Below are 22,796 nucleotides of genomic sequence, written 5' to 3'. Positions count from 1 at the left end.
ACTATTGCTAAATAGACGCACTCTCTTCAAGATACTGCTCACTGCTTTAAGTCCCCCGGCTTATACCTACCATTGTCTTTATAATACCCTATTGTTGTCTAAAAATTACTAAGTAACGTGAATTATGGATAACTCCCCATTTAACTGACTGATAGTAAGTACATAGTGAGCAAGTGATAGCGAGATTTGCACTGCCAAGTAACAAAACTCAATCACCTGCTCCTATGCTTCGCGAAGATAAGGCCCTTAAACTAATTGAGATCTTCATCACCTGTGATGATTTTTGCAATGTCCTGACCCAGTGGCAAATGCAGCAAGGCACCTTGCCCACTATTCGACAGGGCGAGTTAACCGACAGTGAGATGTTAGCGATCACAATCTTCTATCATCATTCAGGGGCCAAATGCTTTCAGTACTATTACCAAGACTGGGTAGAGGCTCAACTAAGGAGTTATTTTCCCAAGTTGATCAGTTACGAGCGATTCGTGGCCCGTATGCCTCGCTTACTACCTGGACTTTTTGTACTCTTAAAATGGCTTTGTGCCCAAGGCCAGCGAACCGGCTTCTACATTGTCGATAGTAAACCGCTGGCCGTCTGTGATAACCATCGCATCCAGGCCAATAAGGTCTTTGCTGGCCTGGCCGCCCGTGGGAAGTCCTCTATGGGCTGGTTCTTTGGGCTAAAAGCGCATTTAGTCATTAATCAGTACGGCGAGTTAATCAATTTTATCATTACGCCTGGTAATGTCTCGGACAACAACGCCAGCTTATTGCCAGAGCTACTGGCGGATTTGCAGGGACAGTGCTTTGGCGACCGGGGGTATTTGACTAAACTGTTTGCCGAGTTTTACCAGCGAGGTCTTCATTTAGTAACCAAGCTTCGACGCCGGATGAAGAACACCTTGATGCCCTTGAGTGATAAACTCAACTTACGCAAGCGCGGCTTAATCGAATCGGTCAATGCCTTGCTAACATCGGTCTTCGACCTCGAACACACTCGCCATCGGAGTGCGCTTAATAGCCAGATCAATGTCTTGGCAGGTTTGATCGCTTATTGTTTTCATGACCGTAAGCCATCTATTGTGATCCCAGTTCAAAAACGCATTTATCCATAATTCACGTTAAGTATAAATAATTAGGCAACTTGGTATATAAATTGATTCATTTTAACCGTCTCGAAGCGATTGGCAATGACCCGCTCAATAAGCCGTCAGCTCTCGGTTGGGATACGGATTTATCATAACCTTGTAACAAACCTATATGAAAAAACTTTTCCTCTCTTTTACCTTACTGGTGGCTCAGTTGGCTTATAGCCAAAGCAATATGGCTGTGACAAATTCAACGGCCGATGCTGTAATGGCTGGCAGTTACTCTCCTTCGGCTTATACGGGCGGTTTAACATTGACACCAACGGCCTTATCGACAGATTTAAACCAATCCATCTCGGCCGACTCCGTTAGGGAGTACGTTCGAAAACTAGCATCGTTTGGGACGCGTCAGACCAATTCACTTTTTTCCAGTTCAACAACAACCGGTCTGGGAGCAGCTAATAACTGGATCGAGGCTAAGTTTCGGCAGATTAGTAAGCAACGTACTAATCGCTTGCTGGTATCGCGAATGACGTTTAACGCAGCCATCTGCTCATCGACAACCCGGACCTATAATGAGGTCTTTGCAGTCCTGCCCGGTAGTGATTTAACCGACAAATCTTTTATTGTAGTAGAGGGCCACGTAGACAGTCGTTGTGATGATGCGTGTAATGCCACCTGCAACGCAGCAGGCGTTTCAGATAATGCAACTGGGTCGGCGCTGGTCATTGAAGCGGCCCGAGTTTTATCGAAGTATAATCTAAAAGCAACTGTCGTCTTTCTGCTGACCATCGGCGAAGAGCAAAGTCTTTACGGCAGCAAAGCCTTCGCCAACTACTCTGCTGGTAAAAACAGGGCTATTCGTATGGTATTGAACAACGACATCGCTGGCACTACCTTATGTGGCCCTTGTTCATCGTCTCCTTCCTGCGTAGCTGGTACGGTTGCCAACAACAGTATCCGTATCTTCTCGTATGGTAGCGCTAACTCCATTCAGAAACAGATGGCTCGTTACATCAAGCTGGAATACAATGAACAAATCAAACCAGCTACCGCCACGCCAATGACGATTAATATAATGAGCGGTGAAGATCGTACGGGCCGTTCTGGGGATCATGTTCCTTTTCGTAGTCAGGGTTATGCAGCTGTCAGACTAGTTTCTCAGAATGAAAACGGCGATGGAACGGGTAGTTGCGGTATCGTTCATACCAGTAAAGACAATGAGCAAATCGATACGAATAACGATGGAATAATAGACGATTTTAGTGTTGACTTCAATTATCTGGCCCGTAACGCCGTCATCAACTCAAACGCTATTGCTATGGCCGCTCAGTCGGTGGTCAAACCTGCTTCATTCACAGCGAAATACGCTAGCACCAATAAAATTTCCTTAACAATCACCGATGCCAGCAATGCCCCCGCTTACCGAATCGCACTGCGATCGCTCACCAATGATTGGGATTCGGTGTACACAGTATCAACGAAAACACCTACTATCGCATTTTTGGGAAACAGCAGCTCTGTACGATACGTGAGTGTAGCAGCCGTCAATTCAGGGGGCGCAGAAAGCCTGTTTTCGGGTGAAGTGTCAGTAAACGTACCGGCCACATCGACCGCCAGCAGCACGGAGCCTAAATCATTCGGCTTCCTCGACAGACTTCTTCAAGCCCCTACGTCAACCGAAGCAGGTCTCGAAATCGTAAAGAATTATCCTAACCCGTTTGACGAATCTACGTACTTAGTGCTGAAAAACGAAAGCAATAAGCAGTACAATGATGTATATCTAACCGTACGAAAAGGTGACGGAACTCTCCTCGAACGCCGTAAAATCGAAGTCCGCGACGGTATCAATGAATACCTCTTCAGCTACAAGAACGAAGGGCGAATAGAGGTACTCTACTATACATTTGAGGCCGATGGCCGGGTTATTGCCACGAACCGAATGCTGCTAGGCGTCAGGCATTAACGCTTGTGTTTTCCATCAAACAAAATGTCCTTATGTATCTGATTACGTACGGACATTTTGTTTGATGAAGACTTCTTATACCGCCACCGGCGCTTTTATGGCCGGATAGGGATTGTAATTCTCCAGTGTAAAGTCCTCGTATTTGAAGTCAAAAACCGACTTCACCTCGGGGTTCAGCCGCATCGTTGGCAGCGGACGTGGTTCGCGGGACAGCTGTATGTCAACCTGTTCGAGGTGATTCAGATAGAGGTGCGTATCGCCCCCCGTCCAGATGAACTCGTACGCTTCGTAGCCGCACTCCTGCGCAACCATCATCGTCAGCAGCGCGTACGACGCAATATTGAACGGTACCCCCAGAAACACGTCGGCGCTACGTTGGTAAAGCTGGCAGGAAAGTTTGCCATCGGCTACGTAGAACTGGAAAAGCGCGTGGCAGGGCGGCAGGGCCATGCCCGGTACGTCAGCGGGGTTCCAGGCCGATACCATCATCCGGCGCGAATCGGGCGAGTTTTTGAGTTGTTTCAGTACGTCACTCAACTGGTCGATTATCCGGCCATCCGTTGCTTCCCAGCTCCGCCACTGTTTGCCGTAGACCGGTCCCAGATCTCCGTTTTCGTCGGCCCACTCGTCCCAGATCGATACACCATTTTCCTTCAGGTACGCAATATTCGTCTCTCCCTTAATGAACCACAGCAGTTCGTGGATGATGGAACGGGTATGTACTTTCTTGGTCGTTAGTAACGGAAAACCATCCTGTAGGTTGAACCGCATCTGATACCCAAAAACGCTGATGGTTCCGGTGCCCGTCCGGTCGGTTTTGCGGGTGCCGTTGGCCAGAATATGACGGAGTAAATCGTGGTATTGCTGCATAACTGATAAAAAGCGCACTGACAGGACCCCGGGTCGTGCCAGCCGAAGAAATAGACGAACAAAGAAACAAAAAAGGCGCCGGACGGGCGCCTTCCAATCAATCTTTTTCGGCAGGCCTACGCCAGTTCGAAGGAATACGTGATCTCCGCCGACGGCCGGAGCTGGGCCGTTGCCGAGCAGTATTTATCCATCGACAGATCGATAGCCCGTTTTACCTTATCGGGGTTCAGATCGCCTTTCAGGTGGTACGTAATATGAATTTTCTGGAACGGAGCGGGCGTCGCGTCTTTTTCGCGCAGGCCATCCACCGTCATCCGAAAATCGTCGATAACCTGTTTTTGTTTCTGCAGGATCAGCACGACATCAATGGCCGAGCAGCCCGCCAGCCCCATCAGCAGCATCTCCATAGGTCGGGCCCCGGCGTTATGGCCACCGATGTCGGTAGCGGCATCCATGTGCTGGGTTATCCCCGATGCCCCAACGGCTTCAAAGTGGAACGCATCGTCTACGCGAACCAGTTCGATCCGCATCGTTTTGTAATCTTTAGCCGAGTCAGTTGGCTGTAAATCAAGCATCAGCTTTTGCGTTTATCGGATATACTTGCTATTTTCACTCACTCAAATTAACCAAGACCATGTCCGAGAAATTCACCGAAGATCTCTTTGATCTAAAAAATGATCGACGGCTCAGCGTTTATCTGTACCGGGCTGGTTTTGCGAGTTGGCTTTTCTACATCGTGTCGGGGGCCCGCTTCATGCAGTCGGTTAGCATCTACCGAACAGATTTTGGGGTGTTCTCGTTCTTTCTGATGGTGCTGGGCCTGTCGGCTTCCATGATCTACGACTATTATCATCAGCCCACAGAATTCGAGCAGAAAAAGAAATGGCTGGCTGTCAGTTACCTCGTACTTGCCGCTCTGATCTACGTATTCATTCTGCACAAAGAGCCCATTAGTCTGGGCGAGTTCTTTCCCCTCAAACTCTGGTAGGCTCTGATCCTTACAGACTCCGGATGTATTTCTGCCCGCCCAGGTAACGCATCTGGCGGCTAATCTGCCGGGTTCGGCGCTGGATATAGCTGGATGGCTTGGCGATCGAAAACAGGCGGGGATTAGGCAGTACGGCAGCAATCCGGGCGGCTTCGTTCCGTGTCATTGATGCCGCCGAGTGATCGTAATATCGCTGTGACGCGGCTTCGGCCCCAAAGGTCATTGGTCCCATTTCCGCTACGTTCAGGTACACTTCCAGAATCCGCTCTTTGCCCCATATCAGTTCGATCAGCACGGTAAAATACACTTCCAGCCCTTTCCGAAGGTAACTCCGCCCATTCCAGAGAAAGACATTCTTGGCTACCTGCTGCGAAATCGTGCTGGCCCCCCGAGGCCGTTTCCGGGTTCGGTTATCTTTAATCGCATCCTGGATCTCGTCGAAGTCAAACCCCCAGTGTTTGGGAAAATCCTGATCTTCCGAGGCCACAACGGCCAGCGCTACTTCCTTGCTAATCTTGTCATAGGGCCGCCAGTTCTTATAGACATGACTGCTTTCGTCCGTCCCAAACGTATCCACCCAACGCGATACAATGAGGGGCGTTACCCAGACCGGTACATACTTCAGTACGATTACGTAACTGACCGAGGAAATGAATAACCACAAGAATACTTTGAGAACGAGCCAGTACGCCCGCTCCAGCGTGGGCCGCTGGCGAATGTACTGGCGGATTTTCTGCCATTGTGTTGCTTTACGTCCTGTTTTCTGCAGCCGCTGCGTAACCGGGTGCGATACCTTCGGGCGGGGTTGCTGAGAAGACTGGTTACGAAAGGTGTTGGCCGGACGCTGCGGATTCATACAAACGGATTCAGGACGCGAAAATGAGGCATTTTATCCTAAACTAACAAAACCGGCAATTAGTCCGGTAAGACTACTAACCGGTTTAAGGCTAGTCCTGCTCAACAAACAGCGTAGCGGCCACGCGGTCAGCGAACAGTTTCCCGGCTTCGGTCAGCCGGAGTTGATCGTTATCCCGAAGCAGCCAGCCTGCGTTATACACTTCTGTCAGGTCACGAGCCTGACGTTCGGCAAAATTAGCCCCCAGTAAAGTGGTCAATTCGGCCAGTGAGCAGCCCCACTGCGTTCGTAAACCCGTCAGCAGGTATTCATTGACCTGGTCGACCGTGGTCAGTTTCTCAACTGTGGCGGGTAACTCACCTTTCTGAACGGCCGATACGTAGCGGGTGTTATTGGCGATGTTGAATTGCCGGCTGTGCCCGTTGTAGGAGTGCGCACTTGGTCCAACGCCCAGATACGGTCGTCGTTGCCAGTAAGCCGTATTATGCCGGGCATAGCGACCAGGTTTGGCAAAATTGGAAATTTCATAATGCTCATACCCTTTGTCCCGCAGCGCCTGAACCAGTTCCTCAAATTGCCCGGCGGCCAGGTTTTCGTCGATTGGTGGTAGCTTGCCTTTCTGCTGCCAGCGCCCAAAAGCTGTATCGGGTTCAACCGTCAGGGCGTAAGCCGAAATATGAGGTACGTCGAGCGCCAGAACCTGGTTCAGGTCAGCCGTCCAGAGCGAAGCATCCCGGTTGGGGATGCCGTAGATCAGATCCACGCTCATATTTTCAAAACCCGCTTCCCGTGCCTGCCAGACGCAGGTTGCCGCTTCGGTAGCCGTGTGCGCCCGGTTCATCCAGCGGAGCGTTGCCTCATCAAACGTCTGGATGCCAATGCTCAGCCGGTTAACGTACTGACGTAGTACGTTCAGTTTCGACAGTCCAGTTTCTGGCGTATCATTCAGATCGTCGGGGTTAGCTTCGAGCGTAATTTCGGCGGTGGGCGAAACGGTAAAGTGCGTATGGATCGTTTCAAAAAGCTGCGCCAGTTCCGGCTCCGTCAGCAGCGACGGTGTTCCACCACCGAAATAAATCGTTTCCAGCGTTTTACCGGGCAGGTAGCCTTTCTGCAGGGAAATTTCAGCGCAGAGCGCGTCAACCAGCGCCGATTTCTGGCTTAGATTCGTGCTGAAATGAAAATCGCAGTAGTGGCAGGCCTGGCGGCAGAACGGGATGTGAAGATAAAGATGCATCTATCCGTATGACAACCGAAACGGGCCGTGGGTTCCTGACCGGTATGTTTACAGGCGCTTTTCGAGCACAATCGTGAGTCCGTGTTTTCCCTGCACAGTGCCGATGATGTCAAAACCAGATTTGATGTTCAGGATAAGCATTGACCGCCACGTATTATAGGTCTGGGTGCGAATGCTTTTGTAACCCTGCTCGCGGCACCAGCCGTGCTGCTGCTCCATCAGCCCAGTCGCAATGCCGTGTTGACGAAAGTCGGGGTGAACGCCCCCCAGCCAGCTATAAAAATGAGTAGGTTTCCGGCGATAGCCTAGCTTGCAGCCAACGAGTTGGTCACCCAGATAAGCCAGTTGCGTAACAACTGGGGCGTTCGCACTTTGAAAAAACAATTTCTCGCGCGTTGCCTCCGGAGATTCGTTGGGAAAGATGACCGCCAGCAGGTCGACTAAATCGCTCAACTGCGGCTCATTGGGTAGAGCGGGATGTTGCTCATAGCGTGTTTCCATCCTGCGAAGATGGATTATTTTACCTCACAATCAGGCACCCAATCCGATCAATCCGGGCATTTCTTACAGCGTTTCCCCTTTTTGTACTTCTTGCAGCACTTTTTCAGCACACACTCCTGTCCAACAAAAACATTCGTTTGGCCTGGCTGTTTTACGGCGAAAGCGGTTGTTAATTCTTCCTGAAAATTGAACTCAACTGTCATTGTTCACTGATTTGCTGCAACAAAGTTAGGCTTGTTTAGAATTAATACAAATAAATATGATAAAGAAATTTTTTACGACTCTCCTTCTGCTGGTTATTGGCGCCGGACTGGTACTGGCCCATGAGTTCTGGTTGCAGCCCAGTCGCTTTTTTGCGAACGTGGGCGATAAAGTTACCATACAGGTTCTGGTGGGTGAAGGGTTCACCGGTGAGCGGTCTGATGGTGCCAAAGACCGGATTGTGCAGTACAAACACCAGTCGGCCAGCGGCATGATAAACCTGGTTCCTACCCTCCCTGGCGATACGTATGGTACCCTACCCGTATCGCTCACCACGGCGGGCACGCACCTGATCAGTTTCGCCAATACCCCTAAGTTTCTGGCTATGCGGGCGGATAGTTTTCTGCTGTACCTGAAAGAAGATGGCTTGGACAACGTAGTAAGCGCCCGGCAGCAGCAGGGGGCGACCAGCAAACCTAGCCGGGAAATGTACCAGCGCTGCGTCAAAACCCTGATCCAGGCAGGAGACAAACCGGATAATACCTTCGCCGAGAATACGGGAATGCCGCTGGAAATCATTCCTGCTCAAAACCCGTACGTCCAGCGTCCCGGCCAGATTGCCACGTTTCAGGTGTTATACGACAACAAACCCCTGCCGAAAGCGCTGGTACGCTACTGTAATCGAAACGGCACGAATCCGCTCGCTCAGGAGCGGCAGCGGTCCGACGGGCAGGGGCGGGTTCGGTTCCGGCTGCGGGCCGGCAACAGTATGGTCAGTCTGGTCCATATGGTTCCATACGTACATGCCGATACCACGAAACCCAGCCCCGCCGACTGGCATAGCTACTGGGGCAGCCTGACGTTTGGCTGCCGGTAATTAAAAACGCTGGCAACAAACCAGCCCGTTTCCGTCGGGCGATCAGCTTTGCCAGCGTTTACTATGCTTCTAACTTAGTCGACAATTTCGCCGGTCAGGTAGAGTTTCACCTGACCGGAAATGTCGACACGGTCGCCGTTTAGTTTACAGCGCAGGTACCCACCCCGTTTCGACAGTTGACGGGCCACCAATTCTGTTTTTTCCAGCTTTTCTGACCAATACGGCACCAGTGTTGTATGCGCCGATCCGGTAACGGGATCTTCATCAATGCCTGATTGTGGTCCAAAAAAGCGGGATACAAAATCAACTCCCGAATCCGCATCGCCCGGTGCCGTTACGATCACCCCCCGAGCTGGAACGGTGCTCATTTCCCGAAAATCGGGGTCCAGAGCCGCAATCTGAGCCTGGGTTTCGTAAATCAGCAGGTAGTCGGTTTTGCCTTTGTAAACTTCCTGCGGCTTTTCTTCCAGACTACTCAGCAGAGCAGGTGGCTGTAAATTTGCTTTATGCACCACATCGGCCGGAAAATCGAGCGTCAGCCAGCCTTCCTGACCTTTGCAGACCTTCAGCGAGCCGCTCCGCGAATCAAAAAAGATCTCTTCGGCGTCGGGCTTTTCTTCCAGATAAAAGACAACATAACCCGTTGCCAGGGTAGCGTGCCCACACAGATCAACCTCAACCGTTGGCGTAAACCAGCGGATATGATAGTGGGCATCATCGTCTGTTTTGACGTAAAAGGCCGTTTCGGCTAGATTATTTTCAGCGGCAATCTGCTGCATTAGCTCGTCCGGAAGCCATGCTGTCAGGGGGATCACAGCGGCTGGGTTTCCGGCATAAAGCTGGTCAGTGAACGCATCGAGTTGGTAGAGACGCATACGAATTACAATAAACTACGTATCAAGAAAGGTTTAGGAATGCATTTCGGATTGCTGGAGCAGGGCAAGTGTGTCCTGCGAAAACTCGGTCAGCGAGGATAGAATGACGTCGGCAATCTGGAACTTTGGCTCCTTGGCTTCAAAGGCCGCCGGAACGGCTATCGTACGCATCCCGGCCGAATGTGCCGACCGGAGACCCGCGCCCGAATCCTCGAAGGCAACACAGCTAGCCGGATCTACACTCAGTTTCCGGGCCGCCCCCAGATACACGTCCGGCGCGGGTTTGTTGCGCGCTTCGAGCGTAGCCGAGTGCCAGAGGGTCAGGTATGGCCGCAGCTGCAGCCGATCAACCACCACTTCAATCAGGCTCATGGGTGAAGCCGAAGCAATGGCTGTCGGTAGTCCCTGCCGGGCAAAAAACGTCAAGGCATCGATTGCCCCAGGCATGGGTTCGGCCATGCTGGCAATACGTTTATGAACAGCTTCGGTCATTTCGTCCGCCAGTTCTTCGTCACTACGGCCACCGGCCGCTTCCTGCGTCCAGGGAGCCCGGGCGTGCCAGTACCGGACCACGTCCAGAATGGGCATCCCCGTCGTTTTCTTACATTCGTCATCGGTCAGCATCAAGCCAACCGATCCAAAAATCTCCCGTTCAACAGCTCGCCAGTGGGGTTCCGAATCCACCAGCAGCCCATCCATATCAAATATTGCTGCGTGTATCAAAAGTCAGTTTCTGTGGTTTGAGGGCCGGATCGAATCCCTGATTGCCCCTTCCAGGGTATCGTCATCAAAGATGGTCGTGTCCGGCCGCATGTCTACTGTCTGCTCCGCTGGTCTGGTCCGGCTCTGGCAGGCAGTTGTCCCTGCCACGGCCAGCCAGATTAGTAACCCGGCCGCTAATCGTCGACTGTTCATACGACGGCGGGGCGGAACGGTTTACTGTCCAGTTTATCCTTGTCCCATACGCCCTCAACGAGGTAAGGATCTTCTTGTAGGTACGTTTCCAGCTGCGCTTCGGATTCCAGTTCCAGCACGAGCATGGATCCGATCATCTGCCCTGCGTCGTTGAGCAGGGCCCCTCCCATCACAAACTGGCCGTTGGCTTTCAATTGCCGGACGTAAGCCAGGTGGGCGGGTCGAACAGCCATTCGGCGGCTAAGCGCATCGGCATCCGTATAATCGTAAGCGTAGATAACGTACTGCATCAATAAACAAGAATTAACAGGGCAAGATACTTTTTTCACTTGTTTCCTCCCAATGCAAGCGCGCTTTCTTACGCAGACAACTCTCTTTTACACCAATTTCGGGCTGTTTTCTTCCCTTGATGCTACCAGAAACCGGAGGCATTCGTAGTCAGGTTTCCTGGGCAGATCGCCCGTATTCGCTGATTTCTCATTAATTTGAGGGCTTGAATAACAACCCGCTTTCAATGAAAACACCTTTCTGGCTGCTTAGTCTGCTGGCAACTCAGGCCCTGGCCCAGCCTGCCCCTAAACCGACAACGCGCCCTACTCTGACGATCGAAACGATCATGCAGGACCCCAAAACCTGGGTTGGTACGTCGCCCACGAATCCGTACTGGTCCGACGATTCCAAAACGATCTACTTTAACTGGAATCCAGAGCGCGCCCTGGGGGACTCACTGTATAAAGTGGCACTGACCGGCAAAACGCCCGCTAAACCCGCCAAAGTTAGTGTTGCCGAACGGCTGTCTCTGCCCACCGCCCCCGTCGAAGCCTATAATAAGACCTATACGCAGCGCCTGTTCGACAAAAACGGCGATATCTACTGGCTCGACGTTAAAACCGGACGCATCCGTCAGCTGACCAACACGGTTGAACCCGAAAGCGACCCCGTTTTCACCGGTGACGAAAAAGCCGTTGTCTTCCGCCGGGGCGGTTCGAATCTCTACAAGTTCGACCTGCAAACCGGCGAATTGACCCAATTGACCGATTTCCGGCCAACCACCAAAAAGGCCGAGCCGAAGTCAACCGACGAAGAGAAATTCCTGAAGACCGAGCAGTTGCGACTGTCAACGGTTATTCGCGAGCGGAAAGAGAATAAAGATGAAGCCGAACGAATCAACAAAGCCAACCGGCCTAAACGCCCGAAAGAGATTTACCTGGACGACAAACGACTGATGACCGCTCAGCTTAGTCCCAACGGTCGCTACGTTACGTATAAAGTGGGAAAAAACCCCAGCAACGCCAAAAACACAATCGTTCCAAACTACGTAACAGAATCCGGCTATACGGAAGATATCTCGGGGCGCACGAAAGTGGGAGCGCCCCTGATGAGCCAGGAGTTTATGGTGTACGACATTCAGAAAGACACGGTCTGGACGGTCAGCACGAAGAGCATCCCCGGCATCAACGACAAACAGGCCGACCTGCCCACGCCCAAGGGCGCAAAAGCCGATACCACAAAGAAAGCCCGGCCGGTAACGATCAACGGTCCGGTCTGGTCCGACGATGGTAAGCTGGCTGTTGTGGTCGTGCGGTCGCAGGATAACAAAGACCGCTGGATCATGCGCCTTGACCTGGGCGATTCGGCCCCCAAACTCGCCCTGCTCGACCGCCAGCACGAGGATTCCTGGGTGGGCGGACCAGGTGTTGGTGGGGGTTTCTCGCCCGGCAACATGAATTTTCTGGCCGATAATCAGACGCTCTGGTTCCAGTCGGAAGCCGACGGGTATTCGCACATTTACACCATCAACGTACAGACGGCCAGTTCGAAAAAGCAGCTGACTAAAGGCAAGTTTGAGGTCCAGCAGGTTCAACTGTCGAAAGACAAAACCCATTTCTTTCTGCAGACGAATGAAATGCACCCCGGCGAACAGCACTTTTACCGCATGCCGGTTACGGGTGGCGAGCGTACTCGCCTGACGACCATGTCGGGTGCTAACGACGTAACGCTCTCTCCCGACGAAACCCGCATGGCGATTCGGTACTCGACCAGTAACAAACCCTGGGAACTGTACGTCGTCGACGTGCCGACAGCTGGTAAGAAAGGAAGCCCGAATTCAACGCCCGTCAAACTGACCGACTCCCCCACCGACGCTTTCAAGGCCTATCCCTGGCGCGTACCGGCCTTCGTCACCATCCCTTCCCGCGACGGTCAGCCTATTTACGCCCGGCTTTATAAACCTGACTCCATATCGCCAGTCAAAGCCAACGGCAAGGCGGTCGTGTTTGTCCACGGTGCAGGTTACCTGCAGAACGCCCACAAGTGGTGGAGTCAGTATTTCCGCGAGTATATGTTCCATAACCTTCTGGTCGACAAAGGGTACACGGTCCTGGACATCGATTATCGGGCCAGCGCGGGCTATGGTCGCGACTGGCGGACGGGTATTTATCGGTTCATGGGCGGCAAAGACCTGGAAGATCATGTCGACGCAGCCAAATGGCTAGTACAGACCCAGGGGGTGAAAGAAAAAAGCATCGGCATTTATGGCGGCTCGTACGGCGGTTTCATTACGTTGATGGCCATGTTCACCACGCCCGACGTATTTGCGGCCGGGGCTGCGCTACGTCCGGTTACCGACTGGGCGGCCTATAACCACGGCTACACAGCCAATATTCTGAACGAACCCCAGGCCGATTCCCTGTCCTACCGTAGATCGTCGCCGATCAACTTCGCGGAAGGATTGAAGGGTCACCTGCTTATCTGCCACGGCATGGTCGATGTCAATGTGCATTACCAGGACGCCGTTCGGCTGGCTCAGCGACTGATCGAGTTGCGGAAAGAAAACTGGGAGCTGGCCTCCTATCCCGTCGAAGACCACGGCTTCGTGGAACCTACAAGCTGGATGGACGAATACAAACGAATTCTGAAACTGTTTGAAGAACGCTTATAACTCTAGGCAGGTGTTTCCGGTTGTACAACGCATGACTACGTTTCGCCTACTTTTCTGTACGCTGGCAATAGCCCTGATCAGCTCGGGGCTATATGCCCAGACTACCGCCCCCCAATCGTCCAGCGCCCTCGCCATCCCCGAAACCGGCGACAACCTGATTCTGGTTGGCTCATCCATGCCCGATAGCCTGCTTTATCTGCGGGCCGGTCAGGTACTGATCGAATCCGGTTTTGCCATCAGCAAAGCCGACGGGGATCGCCTGTCGATGCAGACGGAAGCGCGTAAGATTGCCAAAGCATCAACGTTTCCCTACCTCGTCGTTTCGGTTGTGAAGGGGGCTGTGCAGGTCACCGGATTTATGGAATCCGCGTCCAAAACGCCACCCCGGCAGCCGCTTACTCCCGCGGCCATTACAAACAGCGGGGCAAAAGGGGCGCCGATGCGGATCGGATTTGACTACATGAGTGATTATGCGCAACGGCTGGCCAACAGCATCAACGGAACAATTACGTACGCAAAACAGCAGTAATCCACTATTTTTGGGCCTAAAACCCCAACGCTATGAATTCTGATTTATCTCCCGAAGAACTGGCTCGTCAACTGGAAGACGAAGCGAACAAAGTACAGGACCGGCAAATTGAGCAGCAATTCCGGGACGCTTTCCTGCAACTGGAGCCATCCATCGACCTCTCCAAGGTCACGATCGTGAGCAATATTGCCAACGACAACCTGCTTATTGATGGGGTCGATGATGACCTGATTGACCAGGCAGTGGCCATCGTGCGTGGCGATGACGGCGAATAAACTTGCTTATCGGCAAACGCAACAGGCCAGTCATGCAAATGACTGGCCTGTTGCGTTTATTAAACTTTTTCAGTTAAGGCGTTGCGCCGGATCCCACCCAATTGAGGCCAGCCGAATTGCTTTTTCCTGAGCTATTCCACTGTTGTGCAACACTTTGGCAATTTCGAGAATGTGGTGAATAGTAAGCATCTGCTTTACCATCTCCCTGGTTGCTAGAGTAGTTTCGCGCATTTTGTAACTGTTAATTTATTCTCAATTTACGAATATCAGTAATTTTTAGTTTGCTTATTTGTAAAATACTTTATTAAGTAGTGCCAAATTAGTAATCAATTTTTCGCTTTTATTATTATGGCTATTTTACTCTCTGTTTTAGTTCACTTGCATTATATAAATACCCCTCTTTGGTACCAATCCACATTATTTTTCTCAAATAGTTGACATGTTCACAAAAACCTCTACTTTTGTGCCACGAAAACGAGAAAGGGTTCCCTTTTTCGCCGACTAGAGAGCTGCCGGAGTGGTCGAACGGGTCTGATTCGAAATCAGAAGTACTCGCAAGGGTACCGGGGGTTCGAATCCCTCGCTCTCTGCCAAAAGAGGTTTATCAAGCTGATTGTCAGCCCGATAAACCTCTTTTTAGTTTATCTCCCACCGATGTATATTACGGCTGTTCGGGTAGTTCTTTGTCCGGCGTAGCTGGATTTTGATGAAATATCTCTTCGAGCCGGGCGAACAGTTCCGGGTGCTTTTGCTCCAGTAAGTCCGGTCGTTTGAAAAAATATTCGGAAACGACCGCGAAGAACTCGGCATCGTTCGTTATTCCGTATGGATTAATATCCGACTGATTTTCCTTGATCTCCCGGATGCTTCGATGAATCAGCTCTACCCAGGGTTTAATGTGAGTTTTGCCAAGCAGATATTCGGGTAACCCATCTGTTGAGCCGTCGGCTTTATCGAGCAGGTGGACAAACTCGTGAATGCCCGTATTCGACTTGCTGTTTTCGTTGGCGAACCCGTCACGTAGGGCGGGTTTCGACAATACCATCGTGCTTTGTAGAGCGCCCCCTTCGCCTACCATTCCCAGAATACTCCGGTTGCTGCCCGTGGTTTCGTATTCTTCATTGAACCGGTCGTCATACAACAGAACGTTAGTGAGCTGGTAATAGTACCAGCCTTCAAAGCCGAAAATAGGAATTACCGCGCTGCTGGCCACTAATAATTTATCGACCTCATCGACTGTCGTACCGACGCCGTCGATTTTCGTATGCTGCAGAAAATGGCTGACCCGTTCTTCAAACAACTTTTTTTTGTCGTTGGGTAGTGAGCGGTAATACGCTACGTGCTCATGAAGCAGTGGGCTATCTGTAGCAGGCAGCGGATCGACGTCTTTACTGGAACGCGACTGTCCCTGACGGACGTACTGCCAGATGAGTCCACCAATAACGAGCAGGACAATAATGGAGACAATCAGCATTTGTTTACTTTTTTATCGTTAGCAGTAAACGGTCATGCCTGCCGGATGGTTTATCCTTTTCCAGTCATTCATAAAGCAGCAATGGCAATCCGAGCAATCATTACAGGCGCTACCGGGATGGTAGGCGAAGGCGTTCTTCTCGAAGCACTACAACACCCTGACGTTGAACAGGTACTGGTTATCAACCGTAAACCAGGCGGGTTGTCCCACCCGAAACTGAAAGAAGTTATTCATGACAATTTCCTGGATTTGTCGCCCATCAGCGATCAGTTGGCGAATTACAATGCCTGTTTTTTTTGTCTGGGAGTAAGCTCGCTGGGTATGAGCGAGACCGATTACCGGCGTATAACCTATGATCTGACCCTCCACGTGGCCGAAACACTGGTAAAGCAGAATCCCGATATGACGTTCTGCTACGTATCAGGCGCGGGTACCGACAGTACCGAGAAGGGATCAATGGCCTGGGCGCGGGTTAAGGGCAAAACCGAAAACACGCTGTTACGTCTTCCCTTTAAAGCCGCTTACATGTTTCGTCCGGGCTTCATCATACCGGTCGACGGGCAGAAGAATGTGAAAACGTACTACCGGTTCCTGCTGCCAATACTGCCCCTTCTAAAAGGGGTATTTTCGAGCTACATCAGCTCGATGCATGACCTGGGCCTCGCGATGATCAATACCGTGCGGCTTGGCTACGAAAAACCCATTCTGGAGGTAAAAGACATCAACCAGCTCGCCAAACGGAGTTAGCCAGTTATCAATGCGGCAACCGGTCTCGTAGATAACCGTAAACCCAGGTACCGGCAATAGCACTCAGCAGGGTTACGATCACGCCAAGATAGCCGCTACCGATCTGGGCAAATAACGGGCCTGGACAAGCGCCGGTAATTGCCCAGCCCAGTCCAAAAAGTAACCCGCCGTAAACCTGTCCCCAGTTGAATTGCTTGGGATGAAACACAACGGTATCGCCGGACAGGGTTTTGATCTGGAAGCGTTTGATGAGCCAGACAGACAGCATGCCGACAATCACCGCCGAACCGATTACGCCGTACATATGGAAACTCTGCAGGCGAAACATTTCCTGAATCCGAAACCAGGAAATGATCTCGGCTTTGACGAAGACGATACCAAATAAAATCCCAACTATGAGGTAGTTTAGATTAGCCGTCCAGGGCTCGCGCGGCCGAACCGGACCAGGGTTTTCACGGATTAGCGTTTCCGGGAATTCGTCGACATTTTGCATAGTAGATCGGCTAAAACAGTTTCATGATGTAAGGCAGCAGCAAATGAGTCGTCACAAAGCCGCCAAGCATAAAACAGCAGGTAGCAACCAGCGAGGGCCATTGCAGGGTGGATAAACCCATAATCGAATGGCCGGACGTACAGCCCCCCGCCCAGCGTGTTCCAAAGCCAACCAGAAAACCACCCAGTACGAAAAAGACCAGTCCTTTACCGCTGAACAGATTATTGGCGGCAAATAAATCGGCAGGCATCAATCCCGAGAAGTCCTGCACGCCAATCGCCTTCAGGTCGGCCAGCGTATCAGCAGATAAGCGGAACACCTCCGGGTTTTTCAAAAAATTCGTCGCCAGGAATCCACCAATCAGAATCCCGGTCACGAAAAACAGGTTCCAGAGTTCCTGCTTCCAGTTATACTGAAAAAACGGAATACTGGCCGGCATACAGGCCGCGCAGATATGCCGCAACGACGACGAAATACCGAACGATTTATTTCCCAGCAGCAAAAGCGTTGGTACTGTCAGGCCGATCAGCGGACCGGCTACGTACCAGGGCCAGGGACGACGGATTAAATCAAGAATCTCCATCAGACGTTACACTATGTGTTATGCGGCTTTTTCGGATGCATCCTTTAAACTACTCGTGGTAATACGACCCGTTTTCTGAATAGCGCCAAAGCCACCTGCTATGTCTACAATGTCCTCAAATCCCCGCGATTTCAGAATCGATGCCGCCACCATAGACCGGTAGCCCCCCGCGCAGTGAATATAAATCGTTTCGCCTTTGGGGAACTCGGCCATCTGCTCGTTGATGTAGTCAAGAGGGATGTTTATAGCCCCGTCGACATGCGCCCCCGCAAATTCGCCGGGTTTCCGGACATCGACGATGGTCAATTTTCCGGTTTCCATCTTATCGACCAATGTATCAGCTGAGATTGACGTAATGGTGTCCGTTTCCTTTCCGCTGGCTACCCAGGCCGCAAAACCGCCCTGTAGGTAACCCAGCACCTGATCATAACCAACGCGGGCTAGCCGGGTCAGGGCTTCCTGTTCGGTGCCGGGCTGGCATACAAGCAGAATTTCCTGTCTTACGTCTGGAATTAATGCACCAACCCAGGGGGCAAACTGACCACCCAGGCCAATGTTGATCGTGTTTGGAATAAATCCCCGACTAAACTCCTGTGCAGACCGCACGTCCAGCACCAGAGCACCCGTTTCGTTCGCGGCCGCTTCAAAGGCGTCGGGTGCCAGCGGTTGAGCACCCCGGTTCAGAACCGTATCAATGCTTTCGTATCCCTGTTTGTTGAGCTGTACGTTCTGCGGAAAATACTTCGGTGGAGCCAGCAACCCATCGGTCACCTCGCGGATGAACTCTTCCCGGCTCATGGACGCCCGCAACGCATAGTTGAACAATTTCTGGTTCCCCAGCGTGTCGGTCGTTTCCTTACTCATGTTCTTACCACAGGCTGACCCCGCCCCGTGAGCCGGATACACAATCACACTGTCGGGCAGGGGCATGATCTTATTACGTAACGAGTCGAACAGGTAACCCGCCAGATCGTCCATCGTCAGGTCCGACTTCTGCGCCAGATCCGGCCGGCCAACGTCGCCAATAAACAACGTATCACCACTAAACAGCGCCTTCTCTGTGCCCTTCTCGTCCAATAATAGATAACAGGTCGACTCCATCGTATGCCCTGGCGTATGCAGCACCCGGATGGTTACGTCACCGAGTTTTAGTTCTTCGCCATCCCTGGCTATGTACGCATCAAATCCCGTCTGTGCATTCGGCCCATAAACAATAGGTGCATTAGCCTTCCGCGCCAGATCAAGATGCCCCGACACGAAATCGGCGTGAAAATGGGTTTCCAGTACGTATTTAATCGTCGATTTATCACTGGCGGCCTTATCCAGATAGGGTTGTACTTCGCGGAGCGGGTCGATAACGGCTACTTCGCCAGCACTTTCAATGTAATAAGCCCCCTGGGCCAGACAACCGGTGTAAATCTGCTCTATTTTCATGCTCATTGTAGTTCGTGATCGTCCTGAAGAATCAAAAACTCATTTCCAGAACCTGCTGTCACGCAAACAGCCAATTCACTTTTGAAGTTGCATATATGGGCACAAACAGCGCCCTGACTTCGGTAGAAACGCAGAACGCGTTCCGGACGAAAGGCTTAGTTTCGTTCAGAACGCGTCTGTTAAATGGGGTATACTCTCTAGGAAATAGCTTTAAATACTTCCTGCTCGGTAAAAGGCTGATTCCGTAACCGCTTACCGGTTGCTTTAAAAATGGCATTAGCAACAGCAGCCGCAGCAGGTGGCAGCGATGGCTCACCCAGGCCGGTGGGTTCGATGCCGTTGTCGACAAAGTGAACCTCCACCTCCGGAATTTCAGTCAGCCGAATCAGCCTGAATTCGTTAAAGTTCTTCTGCTCAGGTACGCCGTCCTTAAAAGTGATATTGCCGTACATGGCGTGGCCGATACCATCTACGATGCAGCCCGCTACCTGCTGGCGGGCTCCACTCTGGTTGATGACAATGCCACAGTCGGCGGCTGAATAGACTTTTTGAATAACCGGTTTTCCTTTTTTTACTACGACTTCCCCCACCTGCGCTACGTAGGAACGGTGTGAGAAATAGACGCTGAATCCTTGTGGAATGAGTTTTCCATCCGGACCTTTTTTCTTTCCCCAACCCGATTTCTCTACAGCCAGTTGAATAACGCCTTTCATCCGGTCAAGATCATACTTGATTGCCCCGACTGGCTTTTGCTTGGCCTTGTCCAGCAATTCGATCCGAAACTGAACGGGATCTTTCCCGGCGGCCTGTGCTACTTCGTCCAGGAATGCCTGCTCGGCAAAAGCCAGGAAATTAGTGATTGGCGCTCTCCAGGGCCCGGTTGTAATCGGCGATTTATGGTCGACACTATCGATGAGCAGGTTGTCGACAGCCCCCGCCGGGAAGTTGTCCTCGCGCGTCGGATTACCGGCATTGATGCCTACTCCGCGTAGCTTGTAGCCAATCATGTTGCCCTGCTGATCCAGCGCAGCTTCGAATCGGTACCGAACCGCCGGACGATAACTACCACCGGTCATATCATCCTCGCGGGTCCAGATTACTTTAACGGGTGCTTTGACAAGCTTTGATACCTGTACCGCTTCGACAACGTAATCCGCTTTCAGCCGACGTCCAAAACCGCCCCCCATGCGGGTCATCTGCACACTGACTTTATCGGGCGATAGTTTGAGCAGTTTGGCGGTTTCATTGCGTGCCAGTTCCGGCGTCTGCGTCGGTCCGACCAGTTCAGCCCCGTCTTCCCGAACGTGGGCGAAGAAGTTCATCGGCTCCAGCGGATTATGGGGTAGGAACGGGCACTGGTATTCGGCCTTAACGACTTTAGCCGCATTTTTGAAAGCCGTTTCTACATCGCCATCTTTCCGACGGACCGTTGCCTCCGGGCTATCCAATAATTCTTTGAAAATTCGGTTATGGTCGGCGGTACTCTCCAGCGTATCTGATTTCTCCCATTCAATTTTCAGCGCATCCTTTGCCTTCTTCACCTGCCAGGTAGATTTTCCGACAATCGCTACGTTATTATCAAACGTAACAACATCGACAATACCCGACATAGCTTTGGCCGCCTTATCATCGACCGACTTCAGCTTATAGCCGAAAGCGGGCCGTTGGAGCATGGCAAACAACATGCCTTCACGGTAGAAATCCAGCCCGAAAAGCGGTTTTCCGGTTATAATTCGAGGATTGTCAACGTTCTTGATCGTTTGACCAATCAGTTTAAAATCCTTCGGATCTTTCAATTTAACATCCGTTGGCACGGGTACCTGTGACGCTTCGGTAGCCAGTTCACCGTAACTCAGTTTTCGGCTTGTTGCTGTATGAATTACGTACCCTAATGAAGTCGAGCATTCAACAGCTGGTACGTTCCAGCGCTTGGCACCGGCTGCAATCAACATCTGACGAGCTGTAGCCCCGGCCACGCGCAGACGCTGCCAGGAATGCGGAATCGAACCACTGCCCCCGGCAACCTGCCGTTCAAATTTTTTGGTATCCAACGGAGCCTGCTCAACAACGACATTCTTCCAGTCGGCGTCCAGCTCTTCCGCTACGACGATCGGGAATGCGGTCTTTATACCTTGTCCTACTTCCGGGTTAGGTGATAGAATTGTAATAGTACCCGTTGGGCTTATCGACAAATAGCTGTTAAAGTCCGAATCTGCCACTGCCGACGCGATATCGGTCTGTCCGGCTTCAGCCTCGCTCCAGTTAAAGCCCAGTAACAGGCCACCACTGGCGGCAGCCATTGTTTTCAAAAACGAGCGTCGGCCCTCTTTCGGTAACGTCATCATGGCTATTTCTTGGTTTTAGTGGCAGCACTTTTCACAGCTTCACGAATTCGATGGTACGTACCACAACGGCACAAATTGCCTGACATAGTAGCATCAATATCAGCCATCGTTGGCTTTGGATTTTTCTTCAGCAATGCAGCTGCGGTCATGATCTGCCCCGCCTGGCAATAGCCACATTGCGGTACATCAATTTCATTCCAGGCCTGCTGTACGGGATGATCACCCTTTTCAGAAAGTCCCTCGATGGTCGTAATCTTCGCGCTACCAATCGACGAGACGGGCAATACGCAGGCACGTACTGCCTCGCCATCCATATGCACCGTACAGGCTCCACATTGAGCAATGCCACATCCGTATTTCGTGCCGGTCATTCCCAGCGTGTCACGTAAAACCCACAACAGTGGGGTATCGGCATCAACGTCGGCGGGGTATTTCCGACCGTTAATATGAAGCGTGAAAGTAGACATGAAGTGTCAGGTTTAGATACGATAGGCAAGATACAAAAATTTGGAACGCAATTATTGAAGTCACAAATACGCAACCAGCCAGCGTCGTTGCTTTAGCCGGTGCATAGGAGACATCAAGAAAGGGCATAAAAAAAGCCGCTATCGACTGATAGCGGCTTCCAGTTTCTTAGGTGGCACCTTCCTACTCTCCCACTTGTGACAGCAGTACCATCGGCAGTACGGGGCTTAACGGCTCTGTTCGAAATGGATAGAGGTGATCACCCGCCTTAACAACACCAACCTAAGTATATCATTCGTATCCTGACCCCACCGGGCAACGATACCAAGACCAGCGTCTTTTTCCTCACAGAGAGAAAATCAAATACACAATCCCAGACCAGCATAACAAACCGGCAAACTCGCTCTCGGGCACATTAGTACGGCTCGGCTCCATGGCTCTCACCACCTCCACCTGCCGCCTATCAACGTTGTCGTCTCCAACGACCCTTCCTATATAGGACCACTCATCTCGGGGCCAGTTTCGCACTTAGATGCTTTCAGCGCTTATCTGATCCGCACGTAGCTACTCAGCCATACCACCGGCATGATAACTGATCCGCCAGCGGTGCGTCCATCCCGGTCCTCTCGTACTAAGGACAGACCCCCTCAGTAGTCCAACGCCCACCACAGATAGAGACCGAACTGTCTCACGACGTTCTGAACCCAGCTCGCGTGCCACTTTAATCGGCGAACAGCCGAACCCTTGGAACCTTCTCCAGCCCCAGGATGTGACGAGCCGACATCGAGGTGCCAAACCTCCCCGTCGATGTGAGCTCTTGGGGGAGATCAGCCTGTTATCCCCGGCGTACCTTTTATCCTTTGAGCGATGGCCCTTCCATGCGGAACCACCGGATCACTATACCCGACTTTCGTCCCAGATCGGCCTGTATGCCTCACTGTCAAGCCCGCTTCTGCTATTGCACTCAACCGCCGATTACCGTCCGGCGTGAGCGGACCTTGGGAAACCTCCGTTACCCTTTCGGAGGTGACCACCCCAGTCAAACTACCCACCAAACACTGTCCTTCGTTCAAAGTTAGGCAGCCGGTCAGCCAAGGGCGGTATTTCAAGGTTGGATCCAGGACGCCTGGCGACGC

At 51.8% G+C, this 22,796-nt stretch carries 23 protein-coding genes, 1 tRNA gene and 2 rRNA genes (1 of these 26 cut by a window edge); 9 read left to right on the top strand and 17 right to left on the bottom strand.

Features of this window, described 5'->3' with window-relative positions:
* Positions 1 to 224 precede the first annotated feature (224 nt).
* Together HU175_RS12025 and HU175_RS12020 are read left to right on the top strand one after the other, a co-directional pair.
* Entirely contained in the window at positions 225 to 1,115 is an 891-nt protein-coding gene (locus tag HU175_RS12025) for an IS982 family transposase (protein ID WP_176565439.1), read from the top strand.
* A gap of 145 nt (positions 1,116 to 1,260) precedes the next feature.
* Positions 1,261 to 3,054, top strand: a complete 1,794-nt coding sequence (locus HU175_RS12020; RefSeq protein WP_176566830.1) for a M28 family peptidase — start codon at positions 1,261 to 1,263, stop codon at positions 3,052 to 3,054.
* A 75-nt stretch (positions 3,055 to 3,129) separates the two neighbouring features.
* On the opposite strand, the gene HU175_RS12015 is transcribed toward HU175_RS12020, so the two are convergent.
* Both HU175_RS12015 and HU175_RS12010 read right to left on the bottom strand, forming a co-directional pair.
* Positions 3,130 to 3,924: a thymidylate synthase gene (locus HU175_RS12015; protein ID WP_176566829.1), complete on the bottom strand. Its 795-nt coding sequence runs from the start codon at positions 3,922 to 3,924 to the stop codon at positions 3,130 to 3,132.
* Between the two features lie 116 nt (positions 3,925 to 4,040).
* Positions 4,041 to 4,499 carry an OsmC family protein gene (locus tag HU175_RS12010; RefSeq protein ID WP_176566828.1) on the bottom strand — a complete coding sequence of 153 codons (459 nt, stop codon included), beginning with the start codon at positions 4,497 to 4,499 and terminating at the stop codon, positions 4,041 to 4,043.
* Positions 4,500 to 4,558: 59 nt separating this feature from the next.
* Between HU175_RS12010 and HU175_RS12005 the strand changes: the two genes are divergently transcribed.
* Entirely contained in the window at positions 4,559 to 4,912 is a 354-nt protein-coding gene (locus tag HU175_RS12005) for a hypothetical protein (protein ID WP_176566827.1), read from the top strand.
* 10 nt (positions 4,913 to 4,922) lie between these two features.
* Here the strand turns inward: HU175_RS12005 and mtgA are convergent, their stop codons facing one another.
* From mtgA to HU175_RS11990, 3 genes are all read right to left on the bottom strand, one after another.
* Entirely contained in the window at positions 4,923 to 5,768 is an 846-nt protein-coding gene (gene mtgA, locus HU175_RS12000; RefSeq protein WP_176566826.1) for a monofunctional biosynthetic peptidoglycan transglycosylase, read from the bottom strand.
* 91 nt (positions 5,769 to 5,859) lie between these two features.
* Complete coding sequence (gene hemW / locus HU175_RS11995) at positions 5,860 to 7,005, bottom strand: radical SAM family heme chaperone HemW (RefSeq protein ID WP_176566825.1); 1,146 nt, start codon at positions 7,003 to 7,005, stop codon at positions 5,860 to 5,862.
* 48 nt (positions 7,006 to 7,053) lie between these two features.
* The gene (locus HU175_RS11990) at positions 7,054 to 7,506 is read right to left on the bottom strand and encodes a GNAT family N-acetyltransferase (protein ID WP_176566824.1); all 453 of its coding nucleotides are present in this window, start codon (positions 7,504 to 7,506) and stop codon (positions 7,054 to 7,056) included.
* Positions 7,507 to 7,765: 259 nt separating this feature from the next.
* Here HU175_RS11990 and HU175_RS11985 point away from each other — a divergent pair, with 259 nt between their 5' ends.
* Entirely contained in the window at positions 7,766 to 8,584 is an 819-nt protein-coding gene (locus tag HU175_RS11985) for a DUF4198 domain-containing protein (RefSeq protein WP_176566823.1), read from the top strand.
* 74 nt (positions 8,585 to 8,658) lie between these two features.
* Here the strand turns inward: HU175_RS11985 and HU175_RS11980 are convergent, their stop codons facing one another.
* Genes HU175_RS11980 through HU175_RS11965 form a run of 4 tightly spaced genes read right to left on the bottom strand, consistent with a single transcriptional unit; the run spans position 8,659 to position 10,664 of the window.
* Positions 8,659 to 9,459, bottom strand: coding sequence for a PhzF family phenazine biosynthesis protein (locus HU175_RS11980; RefSeq protein ID WP_176566822.1), 801 nt, complete (start codon positions 9,457 to 9,459; stop codon positions 8,659 to 8,661).
* 33 nt (positions 9,460 to 9,492) lie between these two features.
* Complete coding sequence (gene hxpB / locus HU175_RS11975) at positions 9,493 to 10,182, bottom strand: hexitol phosphatase HxpB (protein WP_176566821.1); 690 nt, start codon at positions 10,180 to 10,182, stop codon at positions 9,493 to 9,495.
* Positions 10,183 to 10,185: 3 nt separating this feature from the next.
* A complete protein-coding gene (locus HU175_RS11970; protein WP_176566820.1) occupies positions 10,186 to 10,374 on the bottom strand; it encodes a hypothetical protein in 189 nt (62 codons plus the stop codon).
* Positions 10,371 to 10,664 (bottom strand): YciI family protein, encoded by a 294-nt coding sequence (locus HU175_RS11965; protein WP_176566819.1) that lies wholly within the window; start codon positions 10,662 to 10,664, stop codon positions 10,371 to 10,373. Before HU175_RS11965 ends, HU175_RS11970 begins: the two co-directional genes overlap by 4 nt.
* Positions 10,665 to 10,888: 224 nt before the next feature.
* Here HU175_RS11965 and HU175_RS11960 point away from each other — a divergent pair, with 224 nt between their 5' ends.
* The 4 genes from HU175_RS11960 (at position 10,889) to HU175_RS11945 (ending at position 14,712) form a co-directional block, all read left to right on the top strand.
* Entirely contained in the window at positions 10,889 to 13,315 is a 2,427-nt protein-coding gene (locus HU175_RS11960) for a S9 family peptidase (RefSeq protein WP_176566818.1), read from the top strand.
* Between the two features lie 31 nt (positions 13,316 to 13,346).
* Positions 13,347 to 13,844, top strand: coding sequence for a hypothetical protein (locus tag HU175_RS11955; RefSeq protein WP_176566817.1), 498 nt, complete (start codon positions 13,347 to 13,349; stop codon positions 13,842 to 13,844).
* 32 nt (positions 13,845 to 13,876) lie between these two features.
* Entirely contained in the window at positions 13,877 to 14,119 is a 243-nt protein-coding gene (locus HU175_RS11950; protein WP_176566816.1) for a hypothetical protein, read from the top strand.
* 503 nt (positions 14,120 to 14,622) lie between these two features.
* A tRNA-Ser gene (locus HU175_RS11945) sits at positions 14,623 to 14,712 on the top strand.
* A gap of 68 nt (positions 14,713 to 14,780) precedes the next feature.
* Here HU175_RS11945 and HU175_RS11940 read toward each other — a convergent pair.
* The gene (locus HU175_RS11940; RefSeq protein WP_176566815.1) at positions 14,781 to 15,593 is read right to left on the bottom strand and encodes a zinc-dependent peptidase; all 813 of its coding nucleotides are present in this window, start codon (positions 15,591 to 15,593) and stop codon (positions 14,781 to 14,783) included.
* An 81-nt stretch (positions 15,594 to 15,674) separates the two neighbouring features.
* Here HU175_RS11940 and HU175_RS11935 point away from each other — a divergent pair, with 81 nt between their 5' ends.
* Complete coding sequence (locus tag HU175_RS11935; protein WP_176566814.1) at positions 15,675 to 16,340, top strand: epimerase; 666 nt, start codon at positions 15,675 to 15,677, stop codon at positions 16,338 to 16,340.
* 7 nt (positions 16,341 to 16,347) lie between these two features.
* Here the strand turns inward: HU175_RS11935 and HU175_RS11930 are convergent, their stop codons facing one another.
* The 7 genes from HU175_RS11930 to HU175_RS11900 form a co-directional block, all read right to left on the bottom strand.
* Complete coding sequence (locus HU175_RS11930) at positions 16,348 to 16,833, bottom strand: YeeE/YedE family protein (protein ID WP_176566813.1); 486 nt, start codon at positions 16,831 to 16,833, stop codon at positions 16,348 to 16,350.
* 10 nt (positions 16,834 to 16,843) lie between these two features.
* Complete coding sequence (locus HU175_RS11925; RefSeq protein WP_176566812.1) at positions 16,844 to 17,416, bottom strand: YeeE/YedE family protein; 573 nt, start codon at positions 17,414 to 17,416, stop codon at positions 16,844 to 16,846.
* Between the two features lie 18 nt (positions 17,417 to 17,434).
* Entirely contained in the window at positions 17,435 to 18,850 is a 1,416-nt protein-coding gene (locus HU175_RS11920; protein ID WP_176569201.1) for an MBL fold metallo-hydrolase, read from the bottom strand.
* Positions 18,851 to 19,047: 197 nt separating this feature from the next.
* On the bottom strand, positions 19,048 to 21,195 hold the full coding sequence (locus HU175_RS11915; RefSeq protein WP_176566811.1) for a xanthine dehydrogenase family protein molybdopterin-binding subunit: 2,148 nt from the start codon (positions 21,193 to 21,195) through the stop codon (positions 19,048 to 19,050).
* A 2-nt stretch (positions 21,196 to 21,197) separates the two neighbouring features.
* The gene (locus HU175_RS11910) at positions 21,198 to 21,662 is read right to left on the bottom strand and encodes a (2Fe-2S)-binding protein (RefSeq protein ID WP_176566810.1); all 465 of its coding nucleotides are present in this window, start codon (positions 21,660 to 21,662) and stop codon (positions 21,198 to 21,200) included.
* A gap of 168 nt (positions 21,663 to 21,830) precedes the next feature.
* A 5S ribosomal RNA gene (rrf, locus tag HU175_RS11905) occupies positions 21,831 to 21,942 on the bottom strand.
* A 112-nt stretch (positions 21,943 to 22,054) separates the two neighbouring features.
* Positions 22,055 to 22,796: ribosomal RNA gene (locus HU175_RS11900) — 23S ribosomal RNA — on the bottom strand; it runs 2,093 nt beyond the window's last position.

It is taken from the genome of Spirosoma sp. KUDC1026 (assembly GCF_013375035.1).
In the GTDB taxonomy this organism is placed as follows: Bacteria; Bacteroidota; Bacteroidia; order Cytophagales; family Spirosomataceae; genus Spirosoma.
The sequence above is the reverse complement of the archived record's forward strand: the minus strand, read 5'-3'. Positions and strand labels throughout refer to the sequence as shown.

Bases quoted from the DNA above. Each gene is read 5' to 3' on its own strand.
- HU175_RS11985 (WP_176566823.1), top strand. From the start codon at position 7,766: ATGATAAAGAAATTTTTTACGACTCTCCTTCTGCTGGTTATTGGCGCC.
- HU175_RS11940 (WP_176566815.1), bottom strand. From the start codon at position 15,593: ATGCTGATTGTCTCCATTATTGTCCTGCTCGTTATTGGTGGACTCATC.
- HU175_RS11950 (WP_176566816.1), top strand. From the start codon at position 13,877: ATGAATTCTGATTTATCTCCCGAAGAACTGGCTCGTCAACTGGAAGAC.
- HU175_RS11990 (WP_176566824.1), bottom strand. From the start codon at position 7,506: ATGGAAACACGCTATGAGCAACATCCCGCTCTACCCAATGAGCCGCAG.
- HU175_RS12010 (WP_176566828.1), bottom strand. From the start codon at position 4,499: ATGCTTGATTTACAGCCAACTGACTCGGCTAAAGATTACAAAACGATG.
- HU175_RS11935 (WP_176566814.1), top strand. From the start codon at position 15,675: ATGGCAATCCGAGCAATCATTACAGGCGCTACCGGGATGGTAGGCGAA.
- HU175_RS11965 (WP_176566819.1), bottom strand. From the start codon at position 10,664: ATGCAGTACGTTATCTACGCTTACGATTATACGGATGCCGATGCGCTT.
- HU175_RS11925 (WP_176566812.1), bottom strand. From the start codon at position 17,416: ATGGAGATTCTTGATTTAATCCGTCGTCCCTGGCCCTGGTACGTAGCC.
- mtgA (WP_176566826.1), bottom strand. From the start codon at position 5,768: ATGAATCCGCAGCGTCCGGCCAACACCTTTCGTAACCAGTCTTCTCAG.
- HU175_RS11955 (WP_176566817.1), top strand. From the start codon at position 13,347: ATGACTACGTTTCGCCTACTTTTCTGTACGCTGGCAATAGCCCTGATC.
- HU175_RS12020 (WP_176566830.1), top strand. From the start codon at position 1,261: ATGAAAAAACTTTTCCTCTCTTTTACCTTACTGGTGGCTCAGTTGGCT.
- HU175_RS11980 (WP_176566822.1), bottom strand. From the start codon at position 9,459: ATGCGTCTCTACCAACTCGATGCGTTCACTGACCAGCTTTATGCCGGA.
- HU175_RS12015 (WP_176566829.1), bottom strand. From the start codon at position 3,924: ATGCAGCAATACCACGATTTACTCCGTCATATTCTGGCCAACGGCACC.
- HU175_RS12005 (WP_176566827.1), top strand. From the start codon at position 4,559: ATGTCCGAGAAATTCACCGAAGATCTCTTTGATCTAAAAAATGATCGA.
- HU175_RS11970 (WP_176566820.1), bottom strand. From the start codon at position 10,374: ATGAACAGTCGACGATTAGCGGCCGGGTTACTAATCTGGCTGGCCGTG.
- HU175_RS11915 (WP_176566811.1), bottom strand. From the start codon at position 21,195: ATGATGACGTTACCGAAAGAGGGCCGACGCTCGTTTTTGAAAACAATG.
- HU175_RS12025 (WP_176565439.1), top strand. From the start codon at position 225: ATGCTTCGCGAAGATAAGGCCCTTAAACTAATTGAGATCTTCATCACC.
- HU175_RS11960 (WP_176566818.1), top strand. From the start codon at position 10,889: ATGAAAACACCTTTCTGGCTGCTTAGTCTGCTGGCAACTCAGGCCCTG.
- HU175_RS11930 (WP_176566813.1), bottom strand. From the start codon at position 16,833: ATGCAAAATGTCGACGAATTCCCGGAAACGCTAATCCGTGAAAACCCT.
- HU175_RS11920 (WP_176569201.1), bottom strand. From the start codon at position 18,850: ATGAAAATAGAGCAGATTTACACCGGTTGTCTGGCCCAGGGGGCTTAT.
- hemW (WP_176566825.1), bottom strand. From the start codon at position 7,005: ATGCATCTTTATCTTCACATCCCGTTCTGCCGCCAGGCCTGCCACTAC.
- HU175_RS11910 (WP_176566810.1), bottom strand. From the start codon at position 21,662: ATGTCTACTTTCACGCTTCATATTAACGGTCGGAAATACCCCGCCGAC.